This window comes from Clostridium sp., from assembly GCF_036781005.1.
Lineage (GTDB): Bacteria > Bacillota > Clostridia > Clostridiales > Clostridiaceae > Clostridium_B.
Map to the genome: position 1 here is coordinate 1 of NZ_DAIQBT010000039.1, position 25,118 is coordinate 25,118.

Below are 25,118 nucleotides of genomic sequence, written 5' to 3' on the forward strand. Positions count from 1 at the left end.
TTTTTAAATTTATTGTAATTTTTATATTACTGTTTTGTTAAGTTGACGACATTGGCCGTGCAGATGGTTCAGAACCTTGAAGGTTTAGGCTTTACTGTAGTTCCTTTTGGTCAGGGTTATAAGGATATGAGTCCGCCTACAAAGGAGTTTATGAAAATAACCTTAGAACAGAAAATAGCACATGGAGCACATCCAGTACTCTCCTGGATGATGGATAATGTTTATGTTAGAACCGACCCTGCAGGAAATATAAAGCCGGATAAAGCAAAGTCCACTGAAAAAATAGATGGTGTTGTGGCACTTGTTATGGCACTGGATAGGGCAATAAGGAGAGAAATGAAAGAAAATATTTATGAAAAAAGAGGAATGAGAAGCTTACTTGATTAGGAAGTGATATTTTGAAGTTTATAGATAGATGTAAGTTGTTTTTTACTCCGCAAAATGCATTATTTGAAGTCCTGCAGAAATATTCCCAGGATTTTTTAGCTGGAGAGGATGTGCCAGTAGACAATTGGAGAATAGATACAGATACAGCTATGGGATTTTCAGCTGTGTTTGCCTGTAACAAGGTTCTTTCAGAAACACTTGCCAGCTGTCCCATACTTCTCTATGAAAAAGACGATAAAGGCAACAGACATCAGGTAACAGATACTCCTGAATATGGAGTTTTACATTACGCACCAAATGCTGAAATGACACCGGGACAATTTAAAGAGTTTGGTATGACAAATATTAACCTTGGAGGTAATTTTACAGCACAGAAAGTTTTTAATCTACATGGAGAACTTCTAGAGCTGAGGCCTATATCCTGGGAAAGGATAAGAATTGATATAGATAAAACCACAGGGAGACTCCTTTATTTTATTGATGGAAAACAAGAGCCTAAAACAAGAGATGAAATACTTCACATTCCGGGACTTACCCTAGATGGCTACATTGGAATAACACCACTTACTTATGCAGCACTAACTGTTGATGTTGGATTATCTCAAGATAAATTTGAAAGAAACTTTTATCACAACAGGGCATCAACTAGTGGAATATTTCAGTATCCAAATGAACTTGGAGAGGAAGCTTTTCAAAGACTTAAAAAAGATATCAAGAAAAACTATATGGGATTTTCCAATGCAGGAGTTCCAATGATACTGGAAGGCGGCGGTCAATTTAAGGAAATCACTATGAAGCTTACAGATGCACAGTTTTTAGAATCCAAAAGATTCAGGATAGAGGATGTGTGCAGGATATTTAGAGTGCCCCTTCATCTGGTACAGGACTTAACAAGGTCTACTAACAATAACATAGAGCATCAGAGCCTTGAATTCATTGTGTACACCATGCTGCCATGGTTTAAAAGATGGGAAGAAAATTTAAATTTACAGCTTTTATCAAATGACTCAAAGAGGAGAAATAGATATTTTGAATTCAATATAAGTGGCCTTCTCCGCGGAGATATTAAATCCAGATATGAAGCCTATGCTCAAGGCAGGCAGTGGGGATGGCTTTCAGTTAATGATATCAGAAGGCTTGAAAATATGAATCCTGTGGAAGGGGGAGATATCTACATGCAGCCACTAAATTGTATTGATGCAACTATGGCAAATGAATATTTTAAGAAACGGGATGAATCTAAAAATAAAATTATAAGAGAGGAGATATTTAATTTAATAAATGAAGGGAAGTGATTATATTGTCATTTTGGAACTTTAAAAACAGTGAAGAAAATGAAGATGAGATAGAACTTAGAATTGATGGAGATATTGCCATGGATGATGATTTTTGGTCTATGTTATTTGGAATAGAAAATGTAACACCAAAAGGATTTATGGCAGAACTCAGCAAGTATAAGGGAAAAAACATAAATGTGTGGCTCAATTCTTATGGCGGAAACGTGTACGCAGCTTCCAGAATTTACACGGCTCTTAAAGAGCATAAGGGAAAAGTAAAGGTAAAAATAGATGGTGTTGCAATATCGGCAGCCTCCGTAATTGCTATGGCAGGGGATGAGATTTTAATGTCACCTACTTCAATATTAATGGTTCACAACCCCTGGGGAAATTTTCAGGGTGAGGCTAAAGACTTAAGACATGGTGCGGATGTACTTGATGAAGTAAAGGAAACTATAATTAATGCCTACCAACTTAAAACAGGAAAATCAAGGGCAAAGATATCACAGATGATGGATGAGGAAACCTGGATGAGTGCTAAAAAAGCAGTTAGTGAAGGATTTGCAGATGGGATTCTTTATTCTGAAAGTGAAGTGGAATCTACACAAAATTCCTTTATGTTCAGTAGGTTTGCAATACAAAATAGTGTAAATGACAGCACTAGAGAATTTATAGAGAAGTATAATAAAAAATTTAAGGAATTAAAACAAGATGGGGAAGCCAATAAAATTAAATTACTAAAAGCAAAACTTGCCTTAGAGTGTGAACTTTAGTGAAAATCAAGAATTATTACAGGAGGAGGTAAGAACAGTGGGGAATATTATACCGGCACAAAATAACCTGCCTGATAATATAGAAGATTTAAGTAAATTTGTATTGGTAGGCAGGGAAAAACTTGTATCTGTGAAGGCAGAAATAAGGGCAATAGATAAATTAAATTTAGCTACAGAAGTAAGAGACCAGAAGAAAGAAGAATGTTCTATGCTTGCAGAAGCTCTTTTGGATGCCGAAACCAGGTTGGGAGATTTATTAAAACAGATACCTAAAGATAACAGATTTAAAGGAAACCAATATAAAGAGGTTAATTCGCAGCAATGCGATATAAGCAAAGAAATTTGCCAAAAGGACAGCAGTGTCCATTCAGCAGAAAATAATCGTATTGGTTCCAGGTTTGAAAAACCAAAACATGAGGTAATAGAGGAATTAGGATTTAACCGGAAACAGGCAAATAGGTTTGAAATTTTAGCCAATAACAAAGATCTAGTGGAACAAGTCAAACAGGAAGCTAGAGAAAATGATGATATTCCCACAAGGACAAGAGTTCTGGAGCTTGCCAGAGCCAGAAAGAAAAAACAGGACGGAAGTCCATTAAAAGAACCCGATGGTGTTGAAGAATATTGTAAATACATGGATGAATGTAAAAGTATAACTGTTAAGTTCAACAATACTTTGTTGAAGCTTTCATTATTAGATGTTGATGACAGGACGCTAGGTATGTGGGGAAAATTATTAGATAAAGATGACATTGAAAGAAAAATAGAAAAAGTAGAGACAGCAATACCTAAACTTTTAAAGATTCAAAAATTTCTTAGGGGGGTGTTGAAAAATGGGTAAAAGACTATTTGATGACAGGGTGAAAGAATTAATATGCAAGAAAATGGAAGAGTTGGGAGCTGAAATCACGCAGGAACAGGTTATAGAAATAATAGAGCCTTATGTTGAAGATGAAATTAATATAGCAAAGTTAAAGGAATCCTATAAAAAGACAATTGCAAACCGTCTTATATCCAGCTTTAGAGATGATAAAGGCTTGAGAGATTGGTATGCCATACGGGAAAAATCTATCTCAAGATATATAAATATTGAGCAGACAACAAATGTGAAAGACCTGGAAATTGTAGACACATCCATTGAAAATAGAATTGCAGGCTTAAGGGCATCTAAAAACAAAGTCAATAAAATATTTAAGCAGATAGCAGGTCAGATATCAATGGATGAGTTAAGCAGGCGATAATTATTTTCTAAGTAAATATATCAAACATAGTATAGAACTTACCTTAAGGTGCCAGCTTTAGGGTTTTTATCATGTAAAATTTGAAAGGCAGGTAATAAATATGTCAGAAAAAATGAAGGAATTGTTAGCACAGCTTACCAATTTAGAAACAGAATCTAAAAACCTCATAAATAAACAGGATGCAACAGCTGAGGAAATCACTGCAAAGCTTTCCGAAATTAAAGCACATAAAGCTAAAATTGAAGCACAAAAAGAAATTGATGCATTAGAGGAAGAAAGACAGAAACAGGCACAAATACCTGTAAATGAGCCGATATATGCAAAGCCTAAAGACCCTAACGAAAAGAAATGGAAAGGGGGAATGGGAGAATTTCTTCAGGCTGTGGCAACTGCATCTTCACCTGGTGGGAGAATGGATAACAGACTTGTATACCAGAATTCAGCCACAGGTTTAAATGAAAGCGTGACTTCTGAAGGTGGTTTTATGCTGGATAATGATTTTATACAGGGACTATTTGATGCAATGATGGCAGAAAGTCAGGTGGCAAATAGAATAAGGATGATTCCAATAGGTGCAAATACCAACAGACTAAGAGCACTTGGCATTGATGAAACCAGCAGGGCTAATGGAAGCAGGTGGGGCGGAGTCCAGGCTTACTGGGTAGCCGAGGCAGAAACTGTTACACAGTCCAAACCAAAGTTTAGAGAAATTGATATGGCACTCCAGAAATTACTGGCACTTTGTTATGTTACAGATGACCTGCTCCAGGATGCCACAGCCCTTGAAGCAATAGTAAAGCAGGCCTACGCAGATGAGATGTCTTTTAAAATTGACGATGCCATAATAAATGGAACTGGTGTTGGAATGCCCCTTGGAATACTAAATTCAGGTGCACTTGTTTCGGTGGCAAAAGAATCAGGGCAATCTGCAGGTACTATAAAATATGAAAACATACTTAAAATATGGAGCAGTATGCCCGCAAGGCTCAGGGCAAATGCCGTGTGGTATATTAATCAGGAAATAGAACCGCAGCTTTATACCATGGCTTTAAATATTGGAACTGGTGGGGCACCTGTATTTTTACCTTCCGGCGGAGCTTCAGCTTCACAATACAGTACCCTTTTAAACAGGCCAATAATTCCTATAGAGCAGTGCTCTGTATTGGGCAAAAAAGGGGATATCATACTTGCAGACCCGACCCAGTATATAGGAATAGATAAAAAAGCACCAACAGCTGATGTATCAATACATGTGAGGTTTCTCTATGATGAACAGGTGTTTAGATTTATTTATAAATTCAATGGTGCACCATATAGAAATAAGCCTATTATACCTTATAAAGGAGCTAATACTTTAAGTCCATTTGTGACTTTGGCTGATAGATAGAAATTTAGAAGGGTTATACTATAAACAACTTGAGAGTGTGAATTGATAGTAATTGCTGGTATAATATTTGCAGGTGTTATTAAGATTTTGCAATTTAATGCAGAGTAAAAGTAGTTATATAATCTTTCAGCTTTATCACAAAGGAGAGCATAGTGTGTTAGAAAAAAATAAAAAGAAATGGGAAAAAATTCGAGCAGATGGTTTCATCAGATGGTGGATAAATGAAGGAAGTATAAAGTTCTTATTACCTATATTTGCGATTAATGTATTTTTTGTTAATCCGCTGATAATGAATATGGGAATAGCATATTTTATTTCAAAGGCTTTTATAAAAAGCATAATTACAAATAGTACAATTCTAATTATATTAAGTTTGTGTAAAGCGATGCTAACATGGCATATTATAGATAAGCAGTATAAAAGAGAAACTACTAAGCAAACAGGATTATAATAATTTGAAATATAGATTACTTCTTAATTATAAAGATAATATGAAGAAAAAATAGAATTCATTATAATCTTAAAATTGCTGTTGTAAAAAATTTTATAATCTAATATCATTTGAGTTAAGACGAAGATTGAAGGTGATTATAAATTTGGAAGAATTATATGATATGATTTTTAAAAGGAAGTCATTTAGAAAATTTAATGATACGTTAATCCTTTCAAAAGAGGAATTGCAAGATATAAATCAGCAAATAAAAAGTTTAAATCCTCTTATAAAGGATATAGAAATAAAGTGTAAAATTGTTCCAAGGGAAAAAACTACATGTAAACGCGGAGAATATTGCTTGATTATTTACAGCGAAGAAAAAGAACATTATCTATTAAATATTGGTTATATGTTTGAGCAGTTGGATTTATGTTTAGCATCAAAAAATATAGGTGTATGTTGGTATGGAATGGGAAAAGTAAATGAACCCCAGTACGAGAATTTTAAATATATAATAATGATGGCTTTAGGAAAGGGGATAGAAAGCGAATTTAGGAAAAACTATAAAAAGAGCAAACGAAAAGAAACAAGAGATATCTGGAAAGGCGATTTGAGCCTTGAGATAGCTGATTTTGTTAAATATGCTCCAAGTGCTTGCAATACTCAACCATGGAGAGTTATTTGTGAAAATTATATATTGAAGGTATATCGAACCACAGAAGTTAAATCAATTATGCCGAAAGGAAAAGTGCCTTTTTATAATTCAATAGATATGGGTATTTTTCTATATTTTTTAGAGTTAACTTTATCACATAATGGATTTTCCTTTCAAAGAACTCTGAGTCCTGAAAATAATAATTCTAATTTAATATCTATAGCAACATATACTTTAGAAAAAAATAAAAATAAACCATAGACAAATTTTGATTTTTTAACATATAAGATGAGTATAATCTTTAGTTTATGTTTTTTTATAAAATGATAAAAAGACTTGCTTACCAGTGAGTCTTTTTGCTATTTATATCAATAAATTTTAAAGGAGGAAAATAAACTATGGCAATAATTGAAAAATATAAAGTAGTACAGGTGTTTGAACTTAAAACTACAAACACTGCAATAACAGGTGATTATGTGACCCTTAAAAATTCTATTACAGCAACTGTTGTTGTAAACTTAGCCCAGACAGCAGGGCATGAAACACAAATATCTCTGTATCAAGCACAGGATGTGGAGGGAACTGGTGCAAAGCCTTTAGTAAATAATGTTCCAATACTTGCAAATGAAGATGTATCAATAAGTGATAAACCTGTGAGACAATCAGATGGGGTAAGCTATACCGTATCCAATACTGCAAAAAATAAACAGGTGATATTTCATATTGACCCGGCTAAACTTGATATAAATAATGGCTTTTGCTGCTTGAATATAAGAGTTGGAGCAAGTTCCCAGGCTACAAACTTTGCAGGTGGTGAATTTATACTGGAGAATAAATACCCTCAGGAAGAGCCACCATCAGCAGTAGTTGATTAAATTCAGGTGATTTTATGGCACTAAAAGTTATAGCACCACCTGCAGCAGAACCTTTAACTTTAGAAGAAACAAAACAGCATTTAAGGATATCAGGCAGTGATGATGATATTATTTTACTCAGTATGATTAAACAGGCCAGGGAGTTTTGTGAAGATTTTCAAAACAGAAAATACATTACTCAAGGTTTAGAACTAGTGCTGGATTCTTTTCCAGAGTATAATTACATTTCATTTAAAAACTCATCACCAGTTCAAAGTGTAGAAAGTATTAAGTACTATGATATAAATGGCCAGGAGTTTACATTTGATTCGGGTAACTATATTGTTGATACAGACAGCTTTGTTAATAAAATTGTGCTTGGATATTGTAAGTTGTGGCCTACAATATCATTACAGACTGTGAATGCTGTAAGAGTTAGGTTTACTGCAGGCTTTGGAGATAATGGTGAAAGTGTTCCTGAGACAGTTAAATGGGCAATGGTACTTCACATGAGGCTTCTCTATGATGATTACAAACCGGATGAAAAGAGGAAAATTGAAGAGGCAAGAAACTCATTACTTGGCATGAATAGGGTGATACCAATATGAGAACAGAGGAACTAAGGCACAAAATAACATTTCAAAAACTTACAACTTCTACAAATGAAAATGGCTTTGAGGAGGAAATATGGGAAGGTTACTTAACTGTTTGGGCAGGGGTATCCAATCTCTATGGAAGAGAATATTTTGAGGCGACAGCTGTGCAGGCAGAGAAAACTGTTAAATTTATTATAAGATATTCATCCAGTATATCTACTGATATGAGGATACTATTTGAAGATAAACAGTACAATATAACTTCTATAGATAATATAAAATACGGAAATAGATATATGGAAATAAAGGCTTTGGAGGTGGAAAGCAGTGGCTGATATAGAACTTACAGGTGTGGATGAAATATTAAATAAGCTTCAGCAGATGGGTGCAAACATTAGTAGATTAGAAAATAAAGCACTTAGAAATGCCGCAGAACCTGTACTTGAAGATGCAAAGGCAAATGTGCCTGTAAGAACCGGGAAACTTAAAAAGGGTCTTAAGATAACTAATGTTAAAAAGAAGGAAGGGATAAAGTATATCCTTGTAGGGGTTGATAGGGGAGATAATTCAGAAATTTTTTATAGCAAGTTTATTGAATTCGGAACTTCCAAAATGTCTGCAAGACCATTTTTGCAGCCAGCCTATGAGAAAAATAAGGATAATATACAAAAAACTATAGCCAATACTTTGAAGGAGGGACTTAAGTGATAAATGATTTAATCCTTGGAGCTTTAAGATCCCTTAGGGTTCCAGTTTCATTTCAAAAATATAGGGGAAAGGAGAACACCTATATAACTTTTTTCAGCTACTTAGAGCAAGGGGAACAGTATGCGGATAACGAAGAAAAGGAAACAGGATATTATATTCAGCTAGATGTGTGGAGTAAAAGTGACTATACAGAACTTGTAAAAAATATAACAGATGCCATGAAGGCCGCAGGTTTTAGGAGAACTTCTGCGGCTGATTTATTTGAAGAAGATACTAAAATATATCATAAGGCAATAAGATTCTTCATTCATATTGAAGTGAGGTAATAAACTATGTCAGAAATAGTAAGCAGTGCCCCTATAGGGGTAGAAAATTTAGTGTATGCAGTTTTAACAGAGGAAGCTGCGGCAACCTACGGCACACCTGCATTAATTTCACCTGCAATAAATGTAAAGATAAGTCCAAAGAGTAATTCAGATACACTTTATGCTGATAATAAGGCGGTAGAGACAGTATCAACATTAGGAGAAGTGGAGGTAGAACTTGAAACTCAAGACCTGCCTTTAGAAGTGCAGGCAGTACTTCTTGGGCACACATTAGATGCGGAAACTAAGGTAATGAGCTATGAAGCTGATGACAATGCCCCTTATGTGGCAGTAGGATTTAAAGTAAAAAAGGGTAATGGAAAGTACAGATATGTATGGCTTCTGAAAGGCAAGTTCAGTGAACCGGAAGAAGAACATTCAACCCAGGAAGATAAAACCAAATTTCAGACACCAAAACTTAAAGGTACTTTTCTTACAAGGTCAGACGGCAAGTGGAAATATACTGCTGATGAAGACAGCGGCTTCACAGGCGGGGCTTCTTGGTTTACCAGTGTGTATGCTCCAGCAGCTTAATATCAAAGATTGGAGGGGATGAACTGTGGAAATAGTATTGAACGATAAAACCTATGTTATGCCAGGGGTAAAAACAAGGATACTTAGAAAGGCTATTGAGATAAATGAAAATATAGATTTTAACAATCTAAAGACAAAGGATTTAGACGGCTTAGTGGATTTTGTAGTAGAACTTTATGGTAATAAATTTACAAGGGATGATTTTTATGATGGCCTTGATGCAGATAAACTTATAGAAACTCTTAATAACAGTATAAATGGGATAGTAGGAAACTTGGGAAATAAATTGAATGAATTCCCAAACAAATAAGCGGGGGCAGCAGTGAAAAGCTGTCTCCGTCTGACTTTATAAAAGAAATTTACTTGGAGCTTTTAGGACAGGGGTGGACATTAAATGATATTGACAGCATGGATATATTTTATTACTTTGATATTCTAATCTACAGGGCTAATAAGGAATATAGGAAAAATTTAAATGCCGTTTTAAATATATTGTAGAGGTGGTGGGAGAGTTGGCAGAAGAACTTGGAAGCCTGGCGGTAAAAATAGGACTGGATTCAAGTGGATTTCAAAATGGTATAAGCAGTATTAACAGGAGTCTTAGAGTACTTGACAGCGAGTTTAAAGCTAATACTGCAGCTCTTGGGGAAAATGGAAAAGGTATTGAAGGGCTAAAACTAAAATCAGAAAGCCTTTCAAAACAATTAGAACTCCAAAAGCAGAAGGTAAGTGCCCTTGAGCAAGCTTATACCAAGAGTGCTGAAATAAAAGGCAAAGACAGTAAAGCCACCCAAGACCTTGAGATAAAACTAAATAAGGCAAAACAAACCCTGTCACAAATGGAAAATGAACTTTCTAAGACTAATAAAGAAATAGAGACCCAGGGCAGCAGGTGGACTTCTTTAAGTAAAAGTTTAGATGGCATAGGAAGTAAAATGAAAACAGTAGGTGAGGGGTTTTTAAATGTGGGAAGCAAGCTTTCACTTGCAGTAACTGCCCCTCTTATTGCCGCAGGAGCTGCAAGTGTAAGCCTTGCCTCAGATACTGCTGAGAGCATGAATAAAGTTGAAGTTGCATTTGGAAGTGTCAACCAAAAGGTAAAGGACTGGTCAGATACCACTTTGAAAAGCTTTGGTATAGCAAAGGGAACAGCACTTGATATGTCGGCACTTTATGGGGATATGGCAACAAGTATGGGTTTAAGTCAGGAAGAAGCTGCAAAAATGTCTATGTCACTTGTGGGTCTTGCAGGTGACCTTTCAAGTTTTAAGAACATTGATATAAAACAGGCAGAAGAAGCTTTAAACGGCATATTTACAGGAGAGACGGAAAGCTTAAAGATGCTTGGGGTAGTTATGACAGATGCAAACCTGCAGCAGTATGCCTATTCTAAGGGTATACAAAAGAGAACCCAGGATATGACAGAAGCTGAAAAAGTACAGCTCAGGTATAACTATGTCATGGATAAAACTAAAAATGCCCATGGTGATTTTGAACGTACAGGTGCAGGTGCCGCTAACCAGATGAGGGTATTTCAGGAGAGTTTAAAAGAACTGGGTGCCACCATGGGACAGAATATACTCCCTATAATAACTCCTATAATTGCTAAATTAAATGAATGGATACAGGCATTTGGAAAACTGGACCAGGGTTCCCAGAGAATAATACTTGTCATAGGTGCATTAATTGCTGTAGTTGGTCCAGTCTTGGTTGCAATTGGAAGTGTAGTAAAAGCTGTAGGTGAAATATCCTCGGCCATTTCTAAGGTATCAGCTGCCGCAGGTAATTTAGGTGGTATGTCTAAAATACTTGGAATGGTGTTTAACCCTTGGGTAATTGGCATAGGTCTTGCCATAGTTGCAGGGTATGAAATTTATAAACACTGGGATGTTATCAAGCAGGGGGCTTCTAACCTCTGGAACAATCTTGCGGCTGTTTTTGAAAATATAAAAACCTCTATAGTTAATGCCTGGGAGAATGTAAAAACTACGACTATAAATACCTGGGAAAACCTAAAAAGCACCGTAGGTAACACCCTAGAAAATATAAAGACAACTATGACTGGTGCCTGGGAAAGTGTAAAAACCACGGTAATGAATGTCTGGGAAAACATAAAAGCTGCCATAAATAATGCCCTGGAGGGCATAAAGAGTTTTCTAGAACCGGCACTGAATTTTTATAAGACCCTGTTTCAAAATACCTGGACTAAATTAAAGGAGGCAGTATTAAACCTTTGTACCAGTATTAAAGAAGGTACCCTTGGCACATGGGATAATATAAAGACATCCCTTGCAAATATATGGGAAGCTATAAAAAACACAGCTGTAGGTGCCTGGACTAAATTAAAGGAAACTGTAATAAACCTCTGTGCAAATATAAAAGAAGGGGTTATAAATCTATGGAATAGTATTTTAACCTGGTTTTCTGAACTACCAGGTAAACTTTATAGTTATGGCTCAAATATGTTTACCAAAATGAAAGAGGGGGTAAGCAGTACTATAGGAAATGTAAAAAGTTCTATAGAAAGTGGTATAAATAATGCATTGAGTTATTTAGCAAGTCTTCCATCCAAAGCATGGAAATATGGGGCAGATTTTGTTAATGGAATTGTAAATGGAATAAGGTCAGCTGCAGGAAAAGTTACAGATGCAGTAAGTGCACTAGCAGCTAAGATAAGAAGTTATCTCCATTTTTCTGTTCCAGATGAAGGGCCACTTACTGACTATGAATCCTGGATGCCAGATTTTATGAGTGGTCTTGCTGAAGGCATAAATAAAAGTAAGTCAGCTGTAATAGAAGCTGTAAGGGGACTGTCACTGGATATGAAAGTAAATACTAAAATGGGAGCTGTGGTAGTAGCAGATAACAATACATCAACACAAGGTAGAAATTCAAATAGTAGTAGTGGATTTAATCTGCATATAGAAAACTTTAATAATAACACAGATAAGGATATAGAACAGTTGGCCTATGAACTGGAGTTTTACAGAAGGAAAATTTCTATGGGAAAGGGAGGAATTTAGAGTGCTTAGCTTTAATTTTGGCGGTAGAAACAGTTGTGATGATTTTGGAATTTTAATAGCTAAAAGGCCAGACCTTCCTTCTCCTAAACGTAGGGTGAGTACCATAAATATCCCGGGAAGGGATTCTAATTTAAGGTTTGATGAAAAAACCTATGAGGATATAACACTAAGCCTTGAATGTTCTGTAAAAGATACACAAAACCTTACAAGCAAGCTTGATGATATTAAAGCATGGCTCTTTGGGACAGGTGAAAGTGATTTGATATTCAGCTTTCAAGCAGATAAAAAATATATTGCCCAGGTGGTAAATGCCATTGATTTTAAACAGGTTTACAGGTATTTTAGCCAGTTCCCCATAATATTTAACTGCAGACCTTTTAAGTATGCAGTGGAAAATAATATAGTGACCATAAATACTTCAGGTACAGCTTTAACTAATCCGGGGACTATTGAAAGTGAACCTGTAATAAGTATTTACGGCTCTGGTGATATAGCCTTTAAAATAAATGAAGGGCAAATAACTCTTGCGGATATAACTGAAAAGGTCATAGTAAACTCAGTTATACAGGACTGCTATGATGATGGGGGAAATAATTTAAATGGCAATATGACAGGTGAATTTTTAAAAATGAAGCCTGGTGAAAATGTTATGGAATGGAGTGGTGGTGTTACTAAAGTAGAGCTTTTACCAAACTGGCGGTGGCTGTGATGATCTGCATCTACGATAAAAAAACTACCAAAGGAAATTTTGATAATAATGGTCTTGGAATTTTAAGTGAATCCATAAGTTGTTACATTACTGAAGAGTTAAATGGTGACTATTCTTTGGAACTAGAGTATTCTGCTAATTCTAAAAAGTCAAAGTACCTTGTTGAATGGAATATTATTAAGGCAGATGGACAGCTCTTTAGAATATACATGGTAGAAAAAGATAGTGATGATAAAAATGTTATTAAAGTTTGGGCTAAGCATATATTTTATGACTTAGCTTATTATTTTATAGAAAGTATGGAAGGTAAAAACTGCAGTGTAAAAACCGCTATGGAAAAATCTTTAATAGGAGATTTGCTTACCATATATACAGTAGACAGCGATATTATAATAGCTAATTCAATCAGTCTTGAAGAGAAAAATCCAGTAGAAGCTGTATTTTCTATAATTAATATATGGGAATGCGGCCAGCTTAAAAGGGATAACTTTGATATAAAAATACTTACCTCAATTGGTAAAGATGCTGGGGTTTTAATTGCACAAGGTAAAAATATATCGGGACTGAAGTTTAATATAGATACCACAAGTGTTGTAACAAAGCTTTATCCAGTAGGAAAAGACGGCATAAAGCTTACTGAAAAATATATAAGTGTGCCTAACTGGGACAGTGAAAAGTATCCGCCCTTTCCTATAATTAAAAAAGTGGAGTTCAAAGATGCGGAGGATGAAGTTACTTTAAGGCTGGTGGCTCAGGAAGCTGCAAGTGTAATAGGGTTAAGTAAAGTTAGCATTGATGTGGATTTTGTTGAACTTAGCAAGACTAAGGAATATGAAAACTATAAGCATCTCCAGACAGTTAATATAGGAGATACAGTTATAGTGAGACACAAGGATTTTGAAATAGATGTAAAAGTTCCTGTAGTTAAAATAAAGAAGGACATTTTAACTGGTGTAAATGTTAAAGTTGAACTTGGCCAGCCAAAGGACAGCATATTGAATCAGCTTGATACGGCATCTATTAAAACTACATTAGATGAACTTGGAAACAAAGTAGCAGAGTCCTTTAGCTCCATGCTGTATTATGCAAATCCTGTTGCACTAACTATTGGGACAACAGCAATAGAGCCGATATACCTTGGAGTTACCGCAGTGACATCTACAAATTTAGCTATGAATTTTTCTATGTACTGCAGTGCAAGTACTGTATGTACCTTAACCATGCAAATCCAGCTGGATAATAAGGATATTCCCTTTACTCCAAAGCAAAAACTCCAGCAGGGAGATAACACAATTGGAATACCCCTTGGAATTCCACAAGTATCTCAAGGGGCACACTATATTGGAGTTTTTTTAAAGGTAGATACAGGAACATTAAGTATACCAATGTTTAACCTGCAGTGTATGATTGACGGGAGAAATCTTCAGGGCGGCTTAAACTCAGATCCACCACATGCAGAATGTTTTGAAAAGCAAAGCTTTGTAAATATGAATGGATTATACATGAATAAAATTTTAGATACCTATATTGGTACGGAAATGCAAATTCCTATAACTTCAATATTAAGTGTCAATCAGACAGCAGACATAGCAGCAATCAGCAGTGGAAAGCAGATGAGTATAAATTATGCCCTTTCAATTAAAAAGTATGGTGAAATTTTATATTTAACTTCTCAGTATAAGGATAAATATTTAATGGATGAAGAAATTTTAATAATAGATAATGAAGGACTTTATTTTAAAACAGTCTATGAGGGAACAGCAGTTAATGAAGTAATAGATTCAGGAAAGTTGTACAGTTTTGAACTTTTAGATAGCAGTAATTTTACAAGTATTGAAAAACTGGAGGTGAAGTAATGTGGGAGTATACAGCAGTACTATAATTCCACCAAAAGGAAGTAGTGGTATGACTTTAATAAGTTCCCATAATGATGATACTACAGTTAGTTTTCCGGATATAGGCTTTGACTTCTACTACAATGGGGCAAACTGCAGGACTACAATCAAAACAAATGGTAACTCATGGGTGGGTTTTACTGGCTCAACTGAGCAGCTAAAAATAAATAGAAGGGATGCAGGGGCAGACAACATTTACTATGCACAGGAAACTGTAAATGACAAACCTACCTTTAGAATTAGATGGGAAGGCCATGGAGTGTACAGCACCTGGGGAACTCTTAATCTGGTATGGGAACTAATACTATTCAATGATAGTGCTATGGTACTTGTCATTGAACAAATACCTAATACTGGAACAAATTCATTTGTAAATCCAAACCTTGGAACTACTACTTTAACTCTTGAAAATAACAAATCCTATGCATTTATCCCAGGGCAGGATCAGGGAAAATCATACACTATTCAGGAAGGCTCTTACATTCAGCCAAATATTAAATACCTTATGGTAGATGGAAATGATATTAAACACTGGGATACTTCAAGTGAAAGCTATGTTAAAGTTTCAGAGCTTCCACTAACAGCAGATAAATTCCAAAGCTACGGTGATGATAATTATCATAAAGAAAGGACAGGACTTGTATCTATTTCTCCAGTATTAAAAATATGGTCACCACTAGCTGAAATGCCAGCACCTGTGGTGACTCAAACAATTATTCCTAAACCTGTAATTGTAAGAATGAAAGAAGACATCTTATTTACCGAAGCATATATAATAGATATAGTTAATGCAGTAGTGACTATAGATAACACAGGCAGTGGAAGTATAGTTATAGTTTTTATAGTGAGTACAGATAGTGGAACTTCATGGGAAGCGTGGAATGGAAGTTCATGGATACTGGTGGATATAACAAATATGGAGGACGTGAAAACTAAAGGAATGACTGTTACAACACTCCAAGGAATTACTGAAGCACAATGGACGTCTCTTGGTCTTTCAGATAAGAAGATAAGACTTGCATGGTATATGGAAGTTAGTTCAAGTACGGATGTTTTAAAATTAAAGGAGGTAAGGATTAATTATAATACAGTATAGGGGAGGTATATGGTATATCTTCAAGAATACTTAAGTAATTCAATTTAATTCCCTTGAATTTCATGATATACTAGAAATAGTTATGACGGGATTGTGGATTATTGCTTATTAATAAATATTGTATTATTGAGATTAATAAAATCAAATAATTTATACTATTAAGGAAAGGAAGGCTAAATATTGAATGATGATTATATATTGAGAATAGTAGAATCTATAGGAAGATTTGCTGGAGAAATTTTATCAAACAAACAGGATAAAGAATTTCAAAATATATATGTACAATCAATGTCTGTACAAGATTTACTGCCAATATTATTAAAGCAACTTGTTCTTCAAGGTAAATACAACAAAGCAGAAAATATATTATTTGAAGAACTAAGTAAAAATCCTTCAAATGATTTACTCGATATCGGCAAGAATTTCTATAATGTACTGCTTTCAAAAAGTGATGAGGAACTTGATAAAGCAAATTTTTCAAGAGAAGAAATATTTCAGGGATTAAACGATATGAAAAAATTTATTGATAATTGATATTAATTTTAAAAGTAAATCTTAAATTCTCATTAATTCATAAGTTTCTTATAGGGGGAAAGAATAGGGTGGATCAAATGAATAAAAATGCAACATTATTTTTTACAAAAATTCTTTATGTGATATTTATACTTGGAACTATAGTTTCACTTTTGATCGTTTATAAAGATATAGACAGTAGCATTGCTTTCAAGTTCTTAATGGGATATTTGTTTTTAATATTCTTTTTACTTTTATATGTACCCTTTATTACTATTTTAAATTCAAGAAAGTTAAAATGGGTTGAGATAAGGAAAAGGCTATTTAAGTTTATTGCTTTGTTTATTTTATTTGGTACGTTAAATTATGGGTTTGATTATGTTTTCAGAACTTCAAACATAGATTTATTTAGAGAATTTTCAATTGCTCTGGGTTTAACCTTTAGTATTTCATTTATTGATATTACATTACTTAAAAGAGAAATAGAGTGATTGATACACAACTTTTTAGAAGTTGTGACGGAACTGTAAATAATTGTGAAGTAAAGATTATTTGTAACTATTCAGCCACTATATATTGCTTTTTACAAATATAAAATACAATATGTTGTGCTTTTTAAGAACAAATTTATGGTTTAAAATGATTAAATTAATCTATTTTAATGCATTTTCGTAACAGTCAAAACATGTAAGTTCTTGAACTGGCTCTATAAGCCCATAGAACAACAATTTAAAATTTGTCAATGCCTGAATAGTTACGATTATTTATATAACACGCAGTTTGATAAATAGTGTTTTGTATAGGAGAGTATAAAATGTACCAGAAAGTACTAAATGGAAATCAATTAAAAATTATAGCAATGATTGCAATGACAATAGACCATCTTACGAGTGTGCTATATCCGAATTACCCAACAGATTGGTGGATTATTGTACTACATATCATTGGAAGGCTGGCGGCACCTATTTTTTGGTTCTTTGTGGCAGAGGGTTATCATTATACTCATGATATAAAAAAATATGCTGGCAGATTGTTTATCTTTGCAGTAATTTCGCATTTTGCTTATAATTTCGCCTTTGGGATACCTTTTATACCTTTTCAGACCTCCATATTTAATCAGACAAGTGTTATTTGGTCTTTGGCTTGTGGTCTTGTAGCATTGGCAATACATGAAAGCAACCGATTTAAGCAGTGGCAAAAGACACTGCTAATCCTTGGAATTACGGTTATTACATTTTGTTCAGATTGGAGCAGTATTGCAGTACTGGCAATTATACAAATTGGTGCAAATCGTGGAAACTTTAAAAAGCAAATGACTGCAATGATGCTATGGATATCAGTATATGCTACCGTATATGCTGTTTTTATCAATCCTATTTATGGTATTCTACAACTATTTGTTGCACTTACAATTCCGCTGTTGAAAATGTATAATGGTGAGCGTGGTACTTGGAAAAGTATGAAATGGTTTTTCTATGTTTATTATCCGCTTCATTTAGTTATTTGCGGTCTGATCCGAATTGTATTGCATGGAAATGTTGGCGTTATGATTGGTGGGTGATAAATTCCAATCATGGTCAAATTATTCTAATAAAGCGTCACAGTGGTAATTTATCGTGAATTAAATAATAGAGTTTTTGGAGGAATAGAGGATGAGGGTGAATTATAAAAACATTAATAACTATTTTCAAGAACTACCTACCTTAAAGTTTATTATTGCTATGGTCTTAGCTACATATTTAGCCATAGTACCATTTATTCCACTATTTTATCTATATGAAAAATACATAGGACAAATGGGGGGACCAGATAGCTTAGAAACATCATCTCTATTGGCAAAAATTATAGTTGGCTCAATAATAGGTCCTATATTAGAAACGATTATTTTCCAATATGGAATTATTGAAATTTTGAGTTCTATTAAGATTTTTAAAGAAAAAAAGATTATTATTGCTATAATTTCGTCGTTACTATTTGCAATTTCACATAGTTATAGTTATTTATATATTTCCTATAGTTTTATAATAGGTTTAGTATTAGCATATTCATATTTAACTTATAAAAAAAAGAATTTCTCTGCTTTTGGAGTTGTTTTCTGGATTCATTGCATAAGAAACACAATTTCAACTATTTTATTTATGTTAGATTGATTTTAAGGAAGATTAAAGTTAAAATATAGTGTTTAAATAGTACATGGCAATTTTCTTATTAGATAACTAAAAGCCCATATCTAGAAGGTATAGGCTTTTTTATATTCAAAATTTCAGAGAGGAGGAAATCTATGCTTTATAAACAAAGTTTATTTTACAGCAAAGATTTAATAAAAGGAACTAAAATAGAAATTCCAAAGAAAAAATTAATATTACCTTTTACAGGCACAGCTACAGTTAAACTCTATGATGCCTTAACAGGAAAGCAGACCTATGAAGCTAAAAGTGAAAATAGGATATCTGCTGTATTTGGAAATATGGCTTACCTTGACGGATTTTATTATCCCATCCTGGATAATATGCAGGAAAATATATTGACTGATATATACACAACTTATCCATTCAGGGTAATGGTTTTAACTACAGGAGATATTGCAGAAGATCCTTATGACTATTTTACCTGGGGAAGCATTATAGGTTATGCAGATGGCTGGTATACCTACAGCGGCAGTGATGAACTCAGGGGAACTGTAAATACAGGTGAGACTACAAGAACTAATACGGATGCATCAGGTATACGGCATTACGTCATGGATTTTCCAACCAGTGCAGCTAACGGAAGCTTTAAGAGTATATATTGGACTGGTGGATCTAGTACCGGGAGCACTGCCCAGAGTCCTAAGATTAATAGTTTGTATCCTAAAATTGAATTAGCTGCAGGCAGCAGTGGAAATTATTTGCCTGGCTATAACCTGTGTACCGATGAAACAAACCTCTATGCCCTAAGTAAAAATACCACAACTTTAGTAGTATACGATAAAGTTACCGGTACTAGAGGTGATAATATAACCCTGCCAGCTCAGGTTAAAGCTATAGCTTATGACGGTACAAACTTCTGGATTCTTATAAGTGATGGTTCTTTTAAAAAGCTTGATAAGGATTTTGCCGTAATTTCATCTTACCCAAAAAGTGCAGCAGTACCTGATGACCTTGTCTATGATGTGGAGTATTTTGATATAGCAGTAAATGCTGCCTATGTGTATATAACTTACAATGGATGCATGGATACTTCAGGGTCAAGTTCCAAATATAAAAGCTGTATAGCAAAATATAATAAAGACGGCACGTTTGCCAGTAAAGTTGAAATATATACAGGGAGTATTGGCTCAATTACTTTAACTAAAATAGCAAATAATAAATTGTGGGTGATAATACAATACGGTGCCTGCCTTCAGTTAAATGAGAATTTAACAGTGTACGGAATCTCAAACTTTACCTCTACCAACTATAACAGTGTTTCCTGGGACAGTGATACATCTACTATATTTACCTATACTGACAGCAGCTATGGCCAGTTAAAGCAGCAGTATGTTGTACCGGCAGCTGCCCATACACTGCTTCCAGAAGCAGTGACAAAGACACCAACAAATACTATGAAAATACAATATGATTTTACCAGTGAATATGTGTATCCACTGGATATGCCGGCACATTAAAAAAATATCTACATATTGTATAGTGTTAAAAATATAAAGTTTAATTATGCATACATATTGATTTGAAAAGCTTACTGAAGTTCGGTAGGCTTTTTTGTTTTTATTAAAAATGGGGAAAGGGGAAATATATTATATGGAAAATATAAACTCAATAATAATTAAAGGAAAACAGAACTCAAGGATTAATTCAATTAAACATACATATTCAAATAAAATTACATGGGAAAAAGCCTTTGAAATTATAATAGAAAATCACCTCAAAAGTGCTAAATTGCTTGATTAGTGGGGAACGTAGATTTATCATCACACTACCAATCAAGTTAAGTCATTGGGGTTTAGAATATAAAAAATATTGGAGGAATTAATTATGGGCGTTTATGGATATATTAGAATTTCAAGGGATGAAGATGGCAGCAGAGATAGCATAGAAAGTCAAAGAAATGTAATAAGGGTTTTTGCAGAAGAAAGCGGACTTATGATTGATGATATTATAGAAGATAATAATGTTAGTGGTTATACCTATGATAGACCTGGACTTAATGAATTAAATGAACTAATAGATGAAGGTAAAGTTGACATACTACTTGCAAAAGACCTTTCAAGAATAGGAAGGCATAATGCTAAGACGCTTTTATATATTGAACATCTTGAAGAAAAGAATGTAAAACTTATGCTTAAAAGTGGATATCAAGATGAAAATTTAAGAGGAATTGAGACATGGTATAATGAAATGTATATAAGGGATCTAAGTAGAAAAACTAAGGAAGCCTTAAGAGTAAAAGCTAAAGCCGGGGAAGTTCATATTACAAACTTTGGTTATAAAAAAGATCCGAACAATAAAGTTAAATGTATAATTGATGAAGAATCAGCAGAAACAGTAAAGATAATATTTAGATTATTTATTGAAGGTAATGGGTGTACTAAAATTGCTAAATATTTGAATGGTCATAAAGTAACAACACCAGCTATTAGAAAACAGGAATTATACGGATATGGATGGAAAAAAGAATGGACTTTAAAGGAAGTATGGACAGGAGGAATGGTAAGTAGAGTTCTAAAAAATGATGCATATATAGGAACGGTAAGAAGGGGCAAGACAAGGAGAAATAAAATTAGGGATAAGAAAATAATTGAAGTTCCTATTGAAGAGCAATATGTACATAAAAATATGCTTCCAATAATAATTAGTAAAGAAACTTTTGAAGCAGTTCAAATGATTTTTCAAAAACGTGTAACTAATGGTGTAAAAGCAAAACAAAAGCCTATAGGAAAATATACAGGTATATTAAAATGTGGGAAATGCGGTAAAAATCTTGTAATAACAAATTCAACAACGAAAAGTAGGGGTAAAGAAACTTTTTATATTTGCGGTACATACAACCGATATGGAAGCAATTATTGTACAAGGCATACTATAAAAATTGATGATGTTGATGAAATAGTTTTTAATGAAATTGAAAGATTATATACTCAGGGACTTATACGGCTTGATAATATTGATAATAAAATAGAAAAGAAACATAAGAATAATGCTAATGAAAAGAGAGTAGACAGGCTTAAAAGGGAAGTTGAAATGAAGAAGGCTGAAATAAAAAACTATTCAAAGCAACTTGCAAAGGGACTTATATCAGAAGAAATTTTCAAAGAAATGACAGATGAAGCTAATCAGGATTTAATAAAGCTTGAGAATATACTTGAAGAAGCTATAAACATTAATCATATAAGAAAAACTGAAAAAGCTAGAATCACAAAGGCAATTGATGTATTAAAGGAAATTATTGAAAGAAAAGAATTAACAAACTCAGATATAACGATGATTATTGATAAAATAGTTATCCATGAAACCTTTAATAAAAAGAAGGAATCAAAGCTTGATGTTGAAATAATGTGGAATACCCCGTTTATAGGAATAATTGATGAAGAAAATTAGAAGATATTTATATAGATATATTATAGAATAGAGTATGGAGTGGCTGAAATGGCTATTCTATACTTTATTTTTTTCATCAATGAAGTAACACCTACCCTGTTGAGTGTGTTGTAAGGATAGAGCGGAAATAGCTTGGTATCAAAGGCTTAGGGCATTTTGCCCTATTTTTTTTGTGTGCTTTATGTTTGCATAGACTACAGTTTCGGGGTATTTTTTGTTCAGGGGGGGTAAAGCTATTTTGCGTATTAATAAATACGCGCATTTGTATAAGTTTTGCATAGAAGGTATTGGATAAAAAGGATTTATAATAGAGCGTGTTAAAATTGATATATGAATAATAAATAGTATATAATATATTTAATGAATACTATATGTTTAATAAGAGCTGGAATGAGAAACAATATAATATAACTGTGGAGTTATATTACATATGTTAAAATTTTATCTATTTTTTATAGAAGTAGTATTAGTAGAGGTAAAGCAAATAAATGTAATGTAGCTCAGTTTATAAATCAATGTTGAGGCATTCTTGTTTTTACTTGACTTTTAAAATAAACAGAGTGATTAATAATACTATTAATACTTAGAAGGAGAATGAAAAATGATGGATATTTCATGTGATAAAATAAAAAATCAAATTGATGCTAAAAACATTAACAAAATAAGTAGCTATTTTATAGAAAGGGCAGAAGCGATAGGAACGGAATTTAATGTATCTATAAAATTAAGCAATAGTTTTAAATCTCTAATAGTTGCTTGGTTATATAAAAATTGGAGGTTAGCTAGAAATAATATATATTTAATTAATGAATTTGAAGCAGATTTAGAAAAAATGATTATTGCAGAAATACAATTACACAAAGAAGTAAATAGTAAAAATAAGAAATATTGGTTGATTGATGAAATAGAATTTAAAGAATAAATTTATGGAAATTTTATACAAATAAAGACATGTCTGATATAATATTATTGGAGCAAGGAAGGAGATTATTATGGCAACACCCCATCTTGTACAGTATCAAGGAAGCAAACGTAATATTGCTTCTGAAATTTCAAGTTATTTTCCTAAAAGAATAAACAGATTAATTGAACCTTTTTGCGGAACTGCTGCTGTTAGTATTTTAGCTGCCAAGCAAAATAAGGTTGGAAAATTTATTTTAAATGATATAAACAAACCACTTGTTGAAATGTTAGAATTATGCGTAAAGCAACCAGAGGTATTATATAGACAATACGAAGAAATATGGAATGGACAATTTGTAGAAGGAACTAATAATATAGATTATTTTTACAAAATGCGTGAGAAATTTAATCAAGAAAGTGAACCAGCATTAATGTTGTTTATGTTAGCGAGAGTAGTAAAAGGGGCGGTAAGATACAATAATAATGGCCAAATGAATCAATCTTGTGATAAGAGAAGAAATGGAACCAGACCAGAGTTAATTAGAAACAATGCTATACAAATATCAAATTTACTCAATAATAGGACTGAATTCTATAACCTGGATTATAGGGAAATGTTACTTAAAGCTCAACCAGGAGATCTGGTTTATATGGATCCACCATATCAAGGAACAAGCAATACATCTGACAATAGATATTATCAAGGGGTTGATTATGAAGAATTAGTTAATGCACTTAAATTATTAAATGACAAAAATGTTGATTTTATAATAAGTTATGATGGCATGACGGGAGAAAAAAAACATGGCAAAGATTTACCAGATTATTTAGAACTTACTCATATATTTATAAATTCAGGTAAATCCGCCCAGTCAACATTATTAGGTAAAAAAGAAATTACTTATGAGTCACTATATTTAAGTAAAAATTTAAAATGTGTTTATGAAAATAGAGCTGAACAACTAAAATTAATTATATAAAGATAAGTTTGATATATGAAGTATAATAAAACAATGTAAATGAATTAAAAAGTCTTTATTGATATTTCGTTTTGTAATAGGTATTCAAGGTGATAAGAAATTTATATATAGTTAAAATTTTCTATTATTCGCAAGAATAATAGTTTTTTACTAAATAGACAAACTGTATAAAATTAATAAAACAATTGAATTAATATGATATGGGGGATGAAATATAATATGGAAAAGATACCAGATGATTTTATGGCGAAACTTAATTCAGTAACAAACAAACGTGCTAGGTGTGTAATAGATACTATAATAGAAAAAGGATTTTGTAGTACTGAAGATTTGAAAGATGCAGGGTATGAACATGCACCTAGAGCCGCAAGAGATGTTCGCGAATTGGGAATACCACTTGAAACATTTAAGATTAAAGATCGAAGTGGAAAAAGCATAGGAGCGTATCGTTTTGGTGATTGGGAGGAGTATAAGAAACAAAACTTACTTAGTAAAACAGCAGGAAGGACACAACTTTCAAACAGACTAAAGCAGCAATTAATAGAGCAGTATGGGAGTATTTGCTTTTTATATGGAGAAGAATATCCAGAAAATCAGCTTCAAGTAGATCATCGCATACCTTATGAGATATTAGGGGAGCAAGATGAAAATAATCTGCAGAATTTTATGTTGCTGTGTCCAAGTGGAAATAGGGCGAAATCTTGGGCTTGTGAACATTGTGAAAATTGGGTGATTAAGGATAAAGATATGTGTGAAAACTGTTATTATGCACACCCAGAGGGGTATCTACATATCGCAGGTGAACAGGAAAGAAAAATTGATATAGTATTCAAAAATGGAGATATTGAGATTTATGAATTGCTTAAGGAAAAGGCGGATAAAGAAAATATAAGTATACAAGATGCTTTTAAGATTTATTTTAGAAATAAATAAATAACACAAATCTATGTTAGACTGAGTATAAACAGAAATTGGTATGTTAAAAACCCATTATAGATAAATTTTTAATTACCATTTGTGAAAAAATAATATCTCATATTTCGGTACCTAATTATGGAGATTAATTAATTAAACTATAAATATCAATATATTGTAATTTTTTTAACTCATATTTCGGCACCAAATAAATCCAGAAATGTAGTTAAGATTTGCCACGTAAATGGGAACACTAATTATAGTAATATAGAAGAATAATACTATAATTGAATGGGTG

General features: G+C 33.2%; 28 protein-coding genes and 1 pseudogene. All 29 read left to right on the forward strand.

Features of this window, described 5'->3' with window-relative positions:
- Positions 1-54: 54 nt before the first annotated feature.
- Positions 55-387 (forward strand): annotated as a pseudogene (locus V7Q02_RS13285) (terminase TerL endonuclease subunit); the annotation flags it as partial.
- A gap of 11 nt (positions 388-398) precedes the next feature.
- Entirely contained in the window at positions 399-1,682 is a 1,284-nt protein-coding gene (locus V7Q02_RS13290; RefSeq protein ID WP_333861523.1) for a phage portal protein, read from the forward strand.
- Positions 1,679-2,437: a head maturation protease, ClpP-related gene (locus V7Q02_RS13295; protein WP_333861525.1), complete on the forward strand. Its 759-nt coding sequence runs from the start codon at positions 1,679-1,681 to the stop codon at positions 2,435-2,437. Before V7Q02_RS13290 ends, V7Q02_RS13295 begins: the two co-directional genes overlap by 4 nt.
- Positions 2,438-2,474: 37 nt before the next feature.
- Positions 2,475-3,278: a hypothetical protein gene (locus V7Q02_RS13300; protein ID WP_333861526.1), complete on the forward strand. Its 804-nt coding sequence runs from the start codon at positions 2,475-2,477 to the stop codon at positions 3,276-3,278.
- Positions 3,271-3,678 carry a hypothetical protein gene (locus V7Q02_RS13305; RefSeq protein ID WP_333861527.1) on the forward strand — a complete coding sequence of 136 codons (408 nt, stop codon included), beginning with the start codon at positions 3,271-3,273 and terminating at the stop codon, positions 3,676-3,678. Before V7Q02_RS13300 ends, V7Q02_RS13305 begins: the two co-directional genes overlap by 8 nt.
- 100 nt (positions 3,679-3,778) lie before the next feature.
- The gene (locus V7Q02_RS13310) at positions 3,779-5,065 is read left to right on the forward strand and encodes a phage major capsid protein (RefSeq protein ID WP_333861528.1); all 1,287 of its coding nucleotides are present in this window, start codon (positions 3,779-3,781) and stop codon (positions 5,063-5,065) included.
- 154 nt (positions 5,066-5,219) lie between these two features.
- A complete protein-coding gene (locus V7Q02_RS13315) occupies positions 5,220-5,516 on the forward strand; it encodes a hypothetical protein (RefSeq protein WP_333861529.1) in 297 nt (98 codons plus the stop codon).
- Between the two features lie 145 nt (positions 5,517-5,661).
- On the forward strand, positions 5,662-6,414 hold the full coding sequence (locus tag V7Q02_RS13320) for a nitroreductase family protein (RefSeq protein ID WP_333861530.1): 753 nt from the start codon (positions 5,662-5,664) through the stop codon (positions 6,412-6,414).
- A 137-nt stretch (positions 6,415-6,551) separates the two neighbouring features.
- Positions 6,552-7,028: a hypothetical protein gene (locus V7Q02_RS13325; protein ID WP_333861531.1), complete on the forward strand. Its 477-nt coding sequence runs from the start codon at positions 6,552-6,554 to the stop codon at positions 7,026-7,028.
- Positions 7,029-7,042: 14 nt separating this feature from the next.
- Positions 7,043-7,615 carry a head-tail connector protein gene (locus V7Q02_RS13330; RefSeq protein WP_333861532.1) on the forward strand — a complete coding sequence of 191 codons (573 nt, stop codon included), beginning with the start codon at positions 7,043-7,045 and terminating at the stop codon, positions 7,613-7,615.
- The gene (locus V7Q02_RS13335; protein WP_333861533.1) at positions 7,612-7,938 is read left to right on the forward strand and encodes a phage head closure protein; all 327 of its coding nucleotides are present in this window, start codon (positions 7,612-7,614) and stop codon (positions 7,936-7,938) included. Before V7Q02_RS13330 ends, V7Q02_RS13335 begins: the two co-directional genes overlap by 4 nt.
- Positions 7,931-8,311: an HK97-gp10 family putative phage morphogenesis protein gene (locus V7Q02_RS13340; protein WP_333861535.1), complete on the forward strand. Its 381-nt coding sequence runs from the start codon at positions 7,931-7,933 to the stop codon at positions 8,309-8,311. Before V7Q02_RS13335 ends, V7Q02_RS13340 begins: the two co-directional genes overlap by 8 nt.
- On the forward strand, positions 8,308-8,637 hold the full coding sequence (locus V7Q02_RS13345) for a hypothetical protein (protein ID WP_333861537.1): 330 nt from the start codon (positions 8,308-8,310) through the stop codon (positions 8,635-8,637). Before V7Q02_RS13340 ends, V7Q02_RS13345 begins: the two co-directional genes overlap by 4 nt.
- Positions 8,638-8,643: 6 nt before the next feature.
- A complete protein-coding gene (locus V7Q02_RS13350) occupies positions 8,644-9,210 on the forward strand; it encodes a major tail protein (RefSeq protein ID WP_333861538.1) in 567 nt (188 codons plus the stop codon).
- A gap of 25 nt (positions 9,211-9,235) precedes the next feature.
- Positions 9,236-9,520 (forward strand): phage tail assembly chaperone G, encoded by a 285-nt coding sequence (gene gpG / locus V7Q02_RS13355; RefSeq protein ID WP_333861539.1) that lies wholly within the window; start codon positions 9,236-9,238, stop codon positions 9,518-9,520.
- Positions 9,521-9,722: 202 nt separating this feature from the next.
- A complete protein-coding gene (locus V7Q02_RS13360) occupies positions 9,723-12,233 on the forward strand; it encodes a phage tail tape measure protein (RefSeq protein WP_442882171.1) in 2,511 nt (836 codons plus the stop codon).
- Between the two features lies 1 nt (position 12,234).
- Positions 12,235-12,942, forward strand: coding sequence for a distal tail protein Dit (locus V7Q02_RS13365; protein ID WP_333861540.1), 708 nt, complete (start codon positions 12,235-12,237; stop codon positions 12,940-12,942).
- Positions 12,942-14,798 (forward strand): phage tail spike protein, encoded by a 1,857-nt coding sequence (locus V7Q02_RS13370; protein WP_333861541.1) that lies wholly within the window; start codon positions 12,942-12,944, stop codon positions 14,796-14,798. The genes V7Q02_RS13365 and V7Q02_RS13370 overlap by 1 nt, the downstream gene beginning before the upstream one ends.
- A gap of 1 nt (position 14,799) precedes the next feature.
- The gene (locus V7Q02_RS13375; protein ID WP_333861543.1) at positions 14,800-15,933 is read left to right on the forward strand and encodes a hypothetical protein; all 1,134 of its coding nucleotides are present in this window, start codon (positions 14,800-14,802) and stop codon (positions 15,931-15,933) included.
- A 180-nt stretch (positions 15,934-16,113) separates the two neighbouring features.
- Positions 16,114-16,467, forward strand: a complete 354-nt coding sequence (locus V7Q02_RS13380) for a DUF6483 family protein (RefSeq protein ID WP_333861545.1) — start codon at positions 16,114-16,116, stop codon at positions 16,465-16,467.
- Positions 16,468-16,544: 77 nt separating this feature from the next.
- Positions 16,545-16,937, forward strand: coding sequence for a hypothetical protein (locus V7Q02_RS13385; RefSeq protein ID WP_333861546.1), 393 nt, complete (start codon positions 16,545-16,547; stop codon positions 16,935-16,937).
- Positions 16,938-17,260: 323 nt separating this feature from the next.
- The gene (locus V7Q02_RS13390) at positions 17,261-18,007 is read left to right on the forward strand and encodes a TraX family protein (RefSeq protein ID WP_333861547.1); all 747 of its coding nucleotides are present in this window, start codon (positions 17,261-17,263) and stop codon (positions 18,005-18,007) included.
- Positions 18,008-18,098: 91 nt separating this feature from the next.
- On the forward strand, positions 18,099-18,596 hold the full coding sequence (locus V7Q02_RS13395; protein ID WP_333861548.1) for a CPBP family glutamic-type intramembrane protease: 498 nt from the start codon (positions 18,099-18,101) through the stop codon (positions 18,594-18,596).
- Between the two features lie 131 nt (positions 18,597-18,727).
- A complete protein-coding gene (locus tag V7Q02_RS13400; protein WP_333861549.1) occupies positions 18,728-20,092 on the forward strand; it encodes a hypothetical protein in 1,365 nt (454 codons plus the stop codon).
- A gap of 133 nt (positions 20,093-20,225) precedes the next feature.
- Complete coding sequence (locus tag V7Q02_RS13405) at positions 20,226-20,375, forward strand: hypothetical protein (RefSeq protein ID WP_333861550.1); 150 nt, start codon at positions 20,226-20,228, stop codon at positions 20,373-20,375.
- Between the two features lie 84 nt (positions 20,376-20,459).
- Positions 20,460-22,022 (forward strand): recombinase family protein, encoded by a 1,563-nt coding sequence (locus tag V7Q02_RS13410; protein ID WP_333861551.1) that lies wholly within the window; start codon positions 20,460-20,462, stop codon positions 22,020-22,022.
- Between the two features lie 601 nt (positions 22,023-22,623).
- Positions 22,624-22,944 carry a hypothetical protein gene (locus V7Q02_RS13415; RefSeq protein WP_333861552.1) on the forward strand — a complete coding sequence of 107 codons (321 nt, stop codon included), beginning with the start codon at positions 22,624-22,626 and terminating at the stop codon, positions 22,942-22,944.
- A gap of 70 nt (positions 22,945-23,014) precedes the next feature.
- Positions 23,015-23,905 (forward strand): DNA adenine methylase, encoded by an 891-nt coding sequence (locus tag V7Q02_RS13420; protein WP_333861553.1) that lies wholly within the window; start codon positions 23,015-23,017, stop codon positions 23,903-23,905.
- A gap of 219 nt (positions 23,906-24,124) precedes the next feature.
- Positions 24,125-24,838 carry an HNH endonuclease gene (locus tag V7Q02_RS13425; protein WP_333861554.1) on the forward strand — a complete coding sequence of 238 codons (714 nt, stop codon included), beginning with the start codon at positions 24,125-24,127 and terminating at the stop codon, positions 24,836-24,838.
- Positions 24,839-25,118 lie beyond the last annotated feature (280 nt).

Bases quoted from the DNA above. Each gene is read 5' to 3' on its own strand.
- V7Q02_RS13335 (WP_333861533.1), top strand. From the start codon at position 7,612: ATGAGAACAGAGGAACTAAGGCACAAAATAACATTTCAAAAACTTACA.
- V7Q02_RS13425 (WP_333861554.1), top strand. From the start codon at position 24,125: ATGGAAAAGATACCAGATGATTTTATGGCGAAACTTAATTCAGTAACA.
- V7Q02_RS13400 (WP_333861549.1), top strand. From the start codon at position 18,728: ATGCTTTATAAACAAAGTTTATTTTACAGCAAAGATTTAATAAAAGGA.
- V7Q02_RS13350 (WP_333861538.1), top strand. From the start codon at position 8,644: ATGTCAGAAATAGTAAGCAGTGCCCCTATAGGGGTAGAAAATTTAGTG.
- V7Q02_RS13415 (WP_333861552.1), top strand. From the start codon at position 22,624: ATGATGGATATTTCATGTGATAAAATAAAAAATCAAATTGATGCTAAA.
- V7Q02_RS13390 (WP_333861547.1), top strand. From the start codon at position 17,261: ATGTACCAGAAAGTACTAAATGGAAATCAATTAAAAATTATAGCAATG.
- V7Q02_RS13385 (WP_333861546.1), top strand. From the start codon at position 16,545: ATGAATAAAAATGCAACATTATTTTTTACAAAAATTCTTTATGTGATA.
- V7Q02_RS13420 (WP_333861553.1), top strand. From the start codon at position 23,015: ATGGCAACACCCCATCTTGTACAGTATCAAGGAAGCAAACGTAATATT.
- V7Q02_RS13405 (WP_333861550.1), top strand. From the start codon at position 20,226: ATGGAAAATATAAACTCAATAATAATTAAAGGAAAACAGAACTCAAGG.
- V7Q02_RS13330 (WP_333861532.1), top strand. From the start codon at position 7,043: ATGGCACTAAAAGTTATAGCACCACCTGCAGCAGAACCTTTAACTTTA.
- V7Q02_RS13310 (WP_333861528.1), top strand. From the start codon at position 3,779: ATGTCAGAAAAAATGAAGGAATTGTTAGCACAGCTTACCAATTTAGAA.
- V7Q02_RS13370 (WP_333861541.1), top strand. From the start codon at position 12,942: ATGATCTGCATCTACGATAAAAAAACTACCAAAGGAAATTTTGATAAT.
- V7Q02_RS13410 (WP_333861551.1), top strand. From the start codon at position 20,460: ATGGGCGTTTATGGATATATTAGAATTTCAAGGGATGAAGATGGCAGC.
- V7Q02_RS13395 (WP_333861548.1), top strand. From the start codon at position 18,099: ATGAGGGTGAATTATAAAAACATTAATAACTATTTTCAAGAACTACCT.
- V7Q02_RS13325 (WP_333861531.1), top strand. From the start codon at position 6,552: ATGGCAATAATTGAAAAATATAAAGTAGTACAGGTGTTTGAACTTAAA.
- V7Q02_RS13305 (WP_333861527.1), top strand. From the start codon at position 3,271: ATGGGTAAAAGACTATTTGATGACAGGGTGAAAGAATTAATATGCAAG.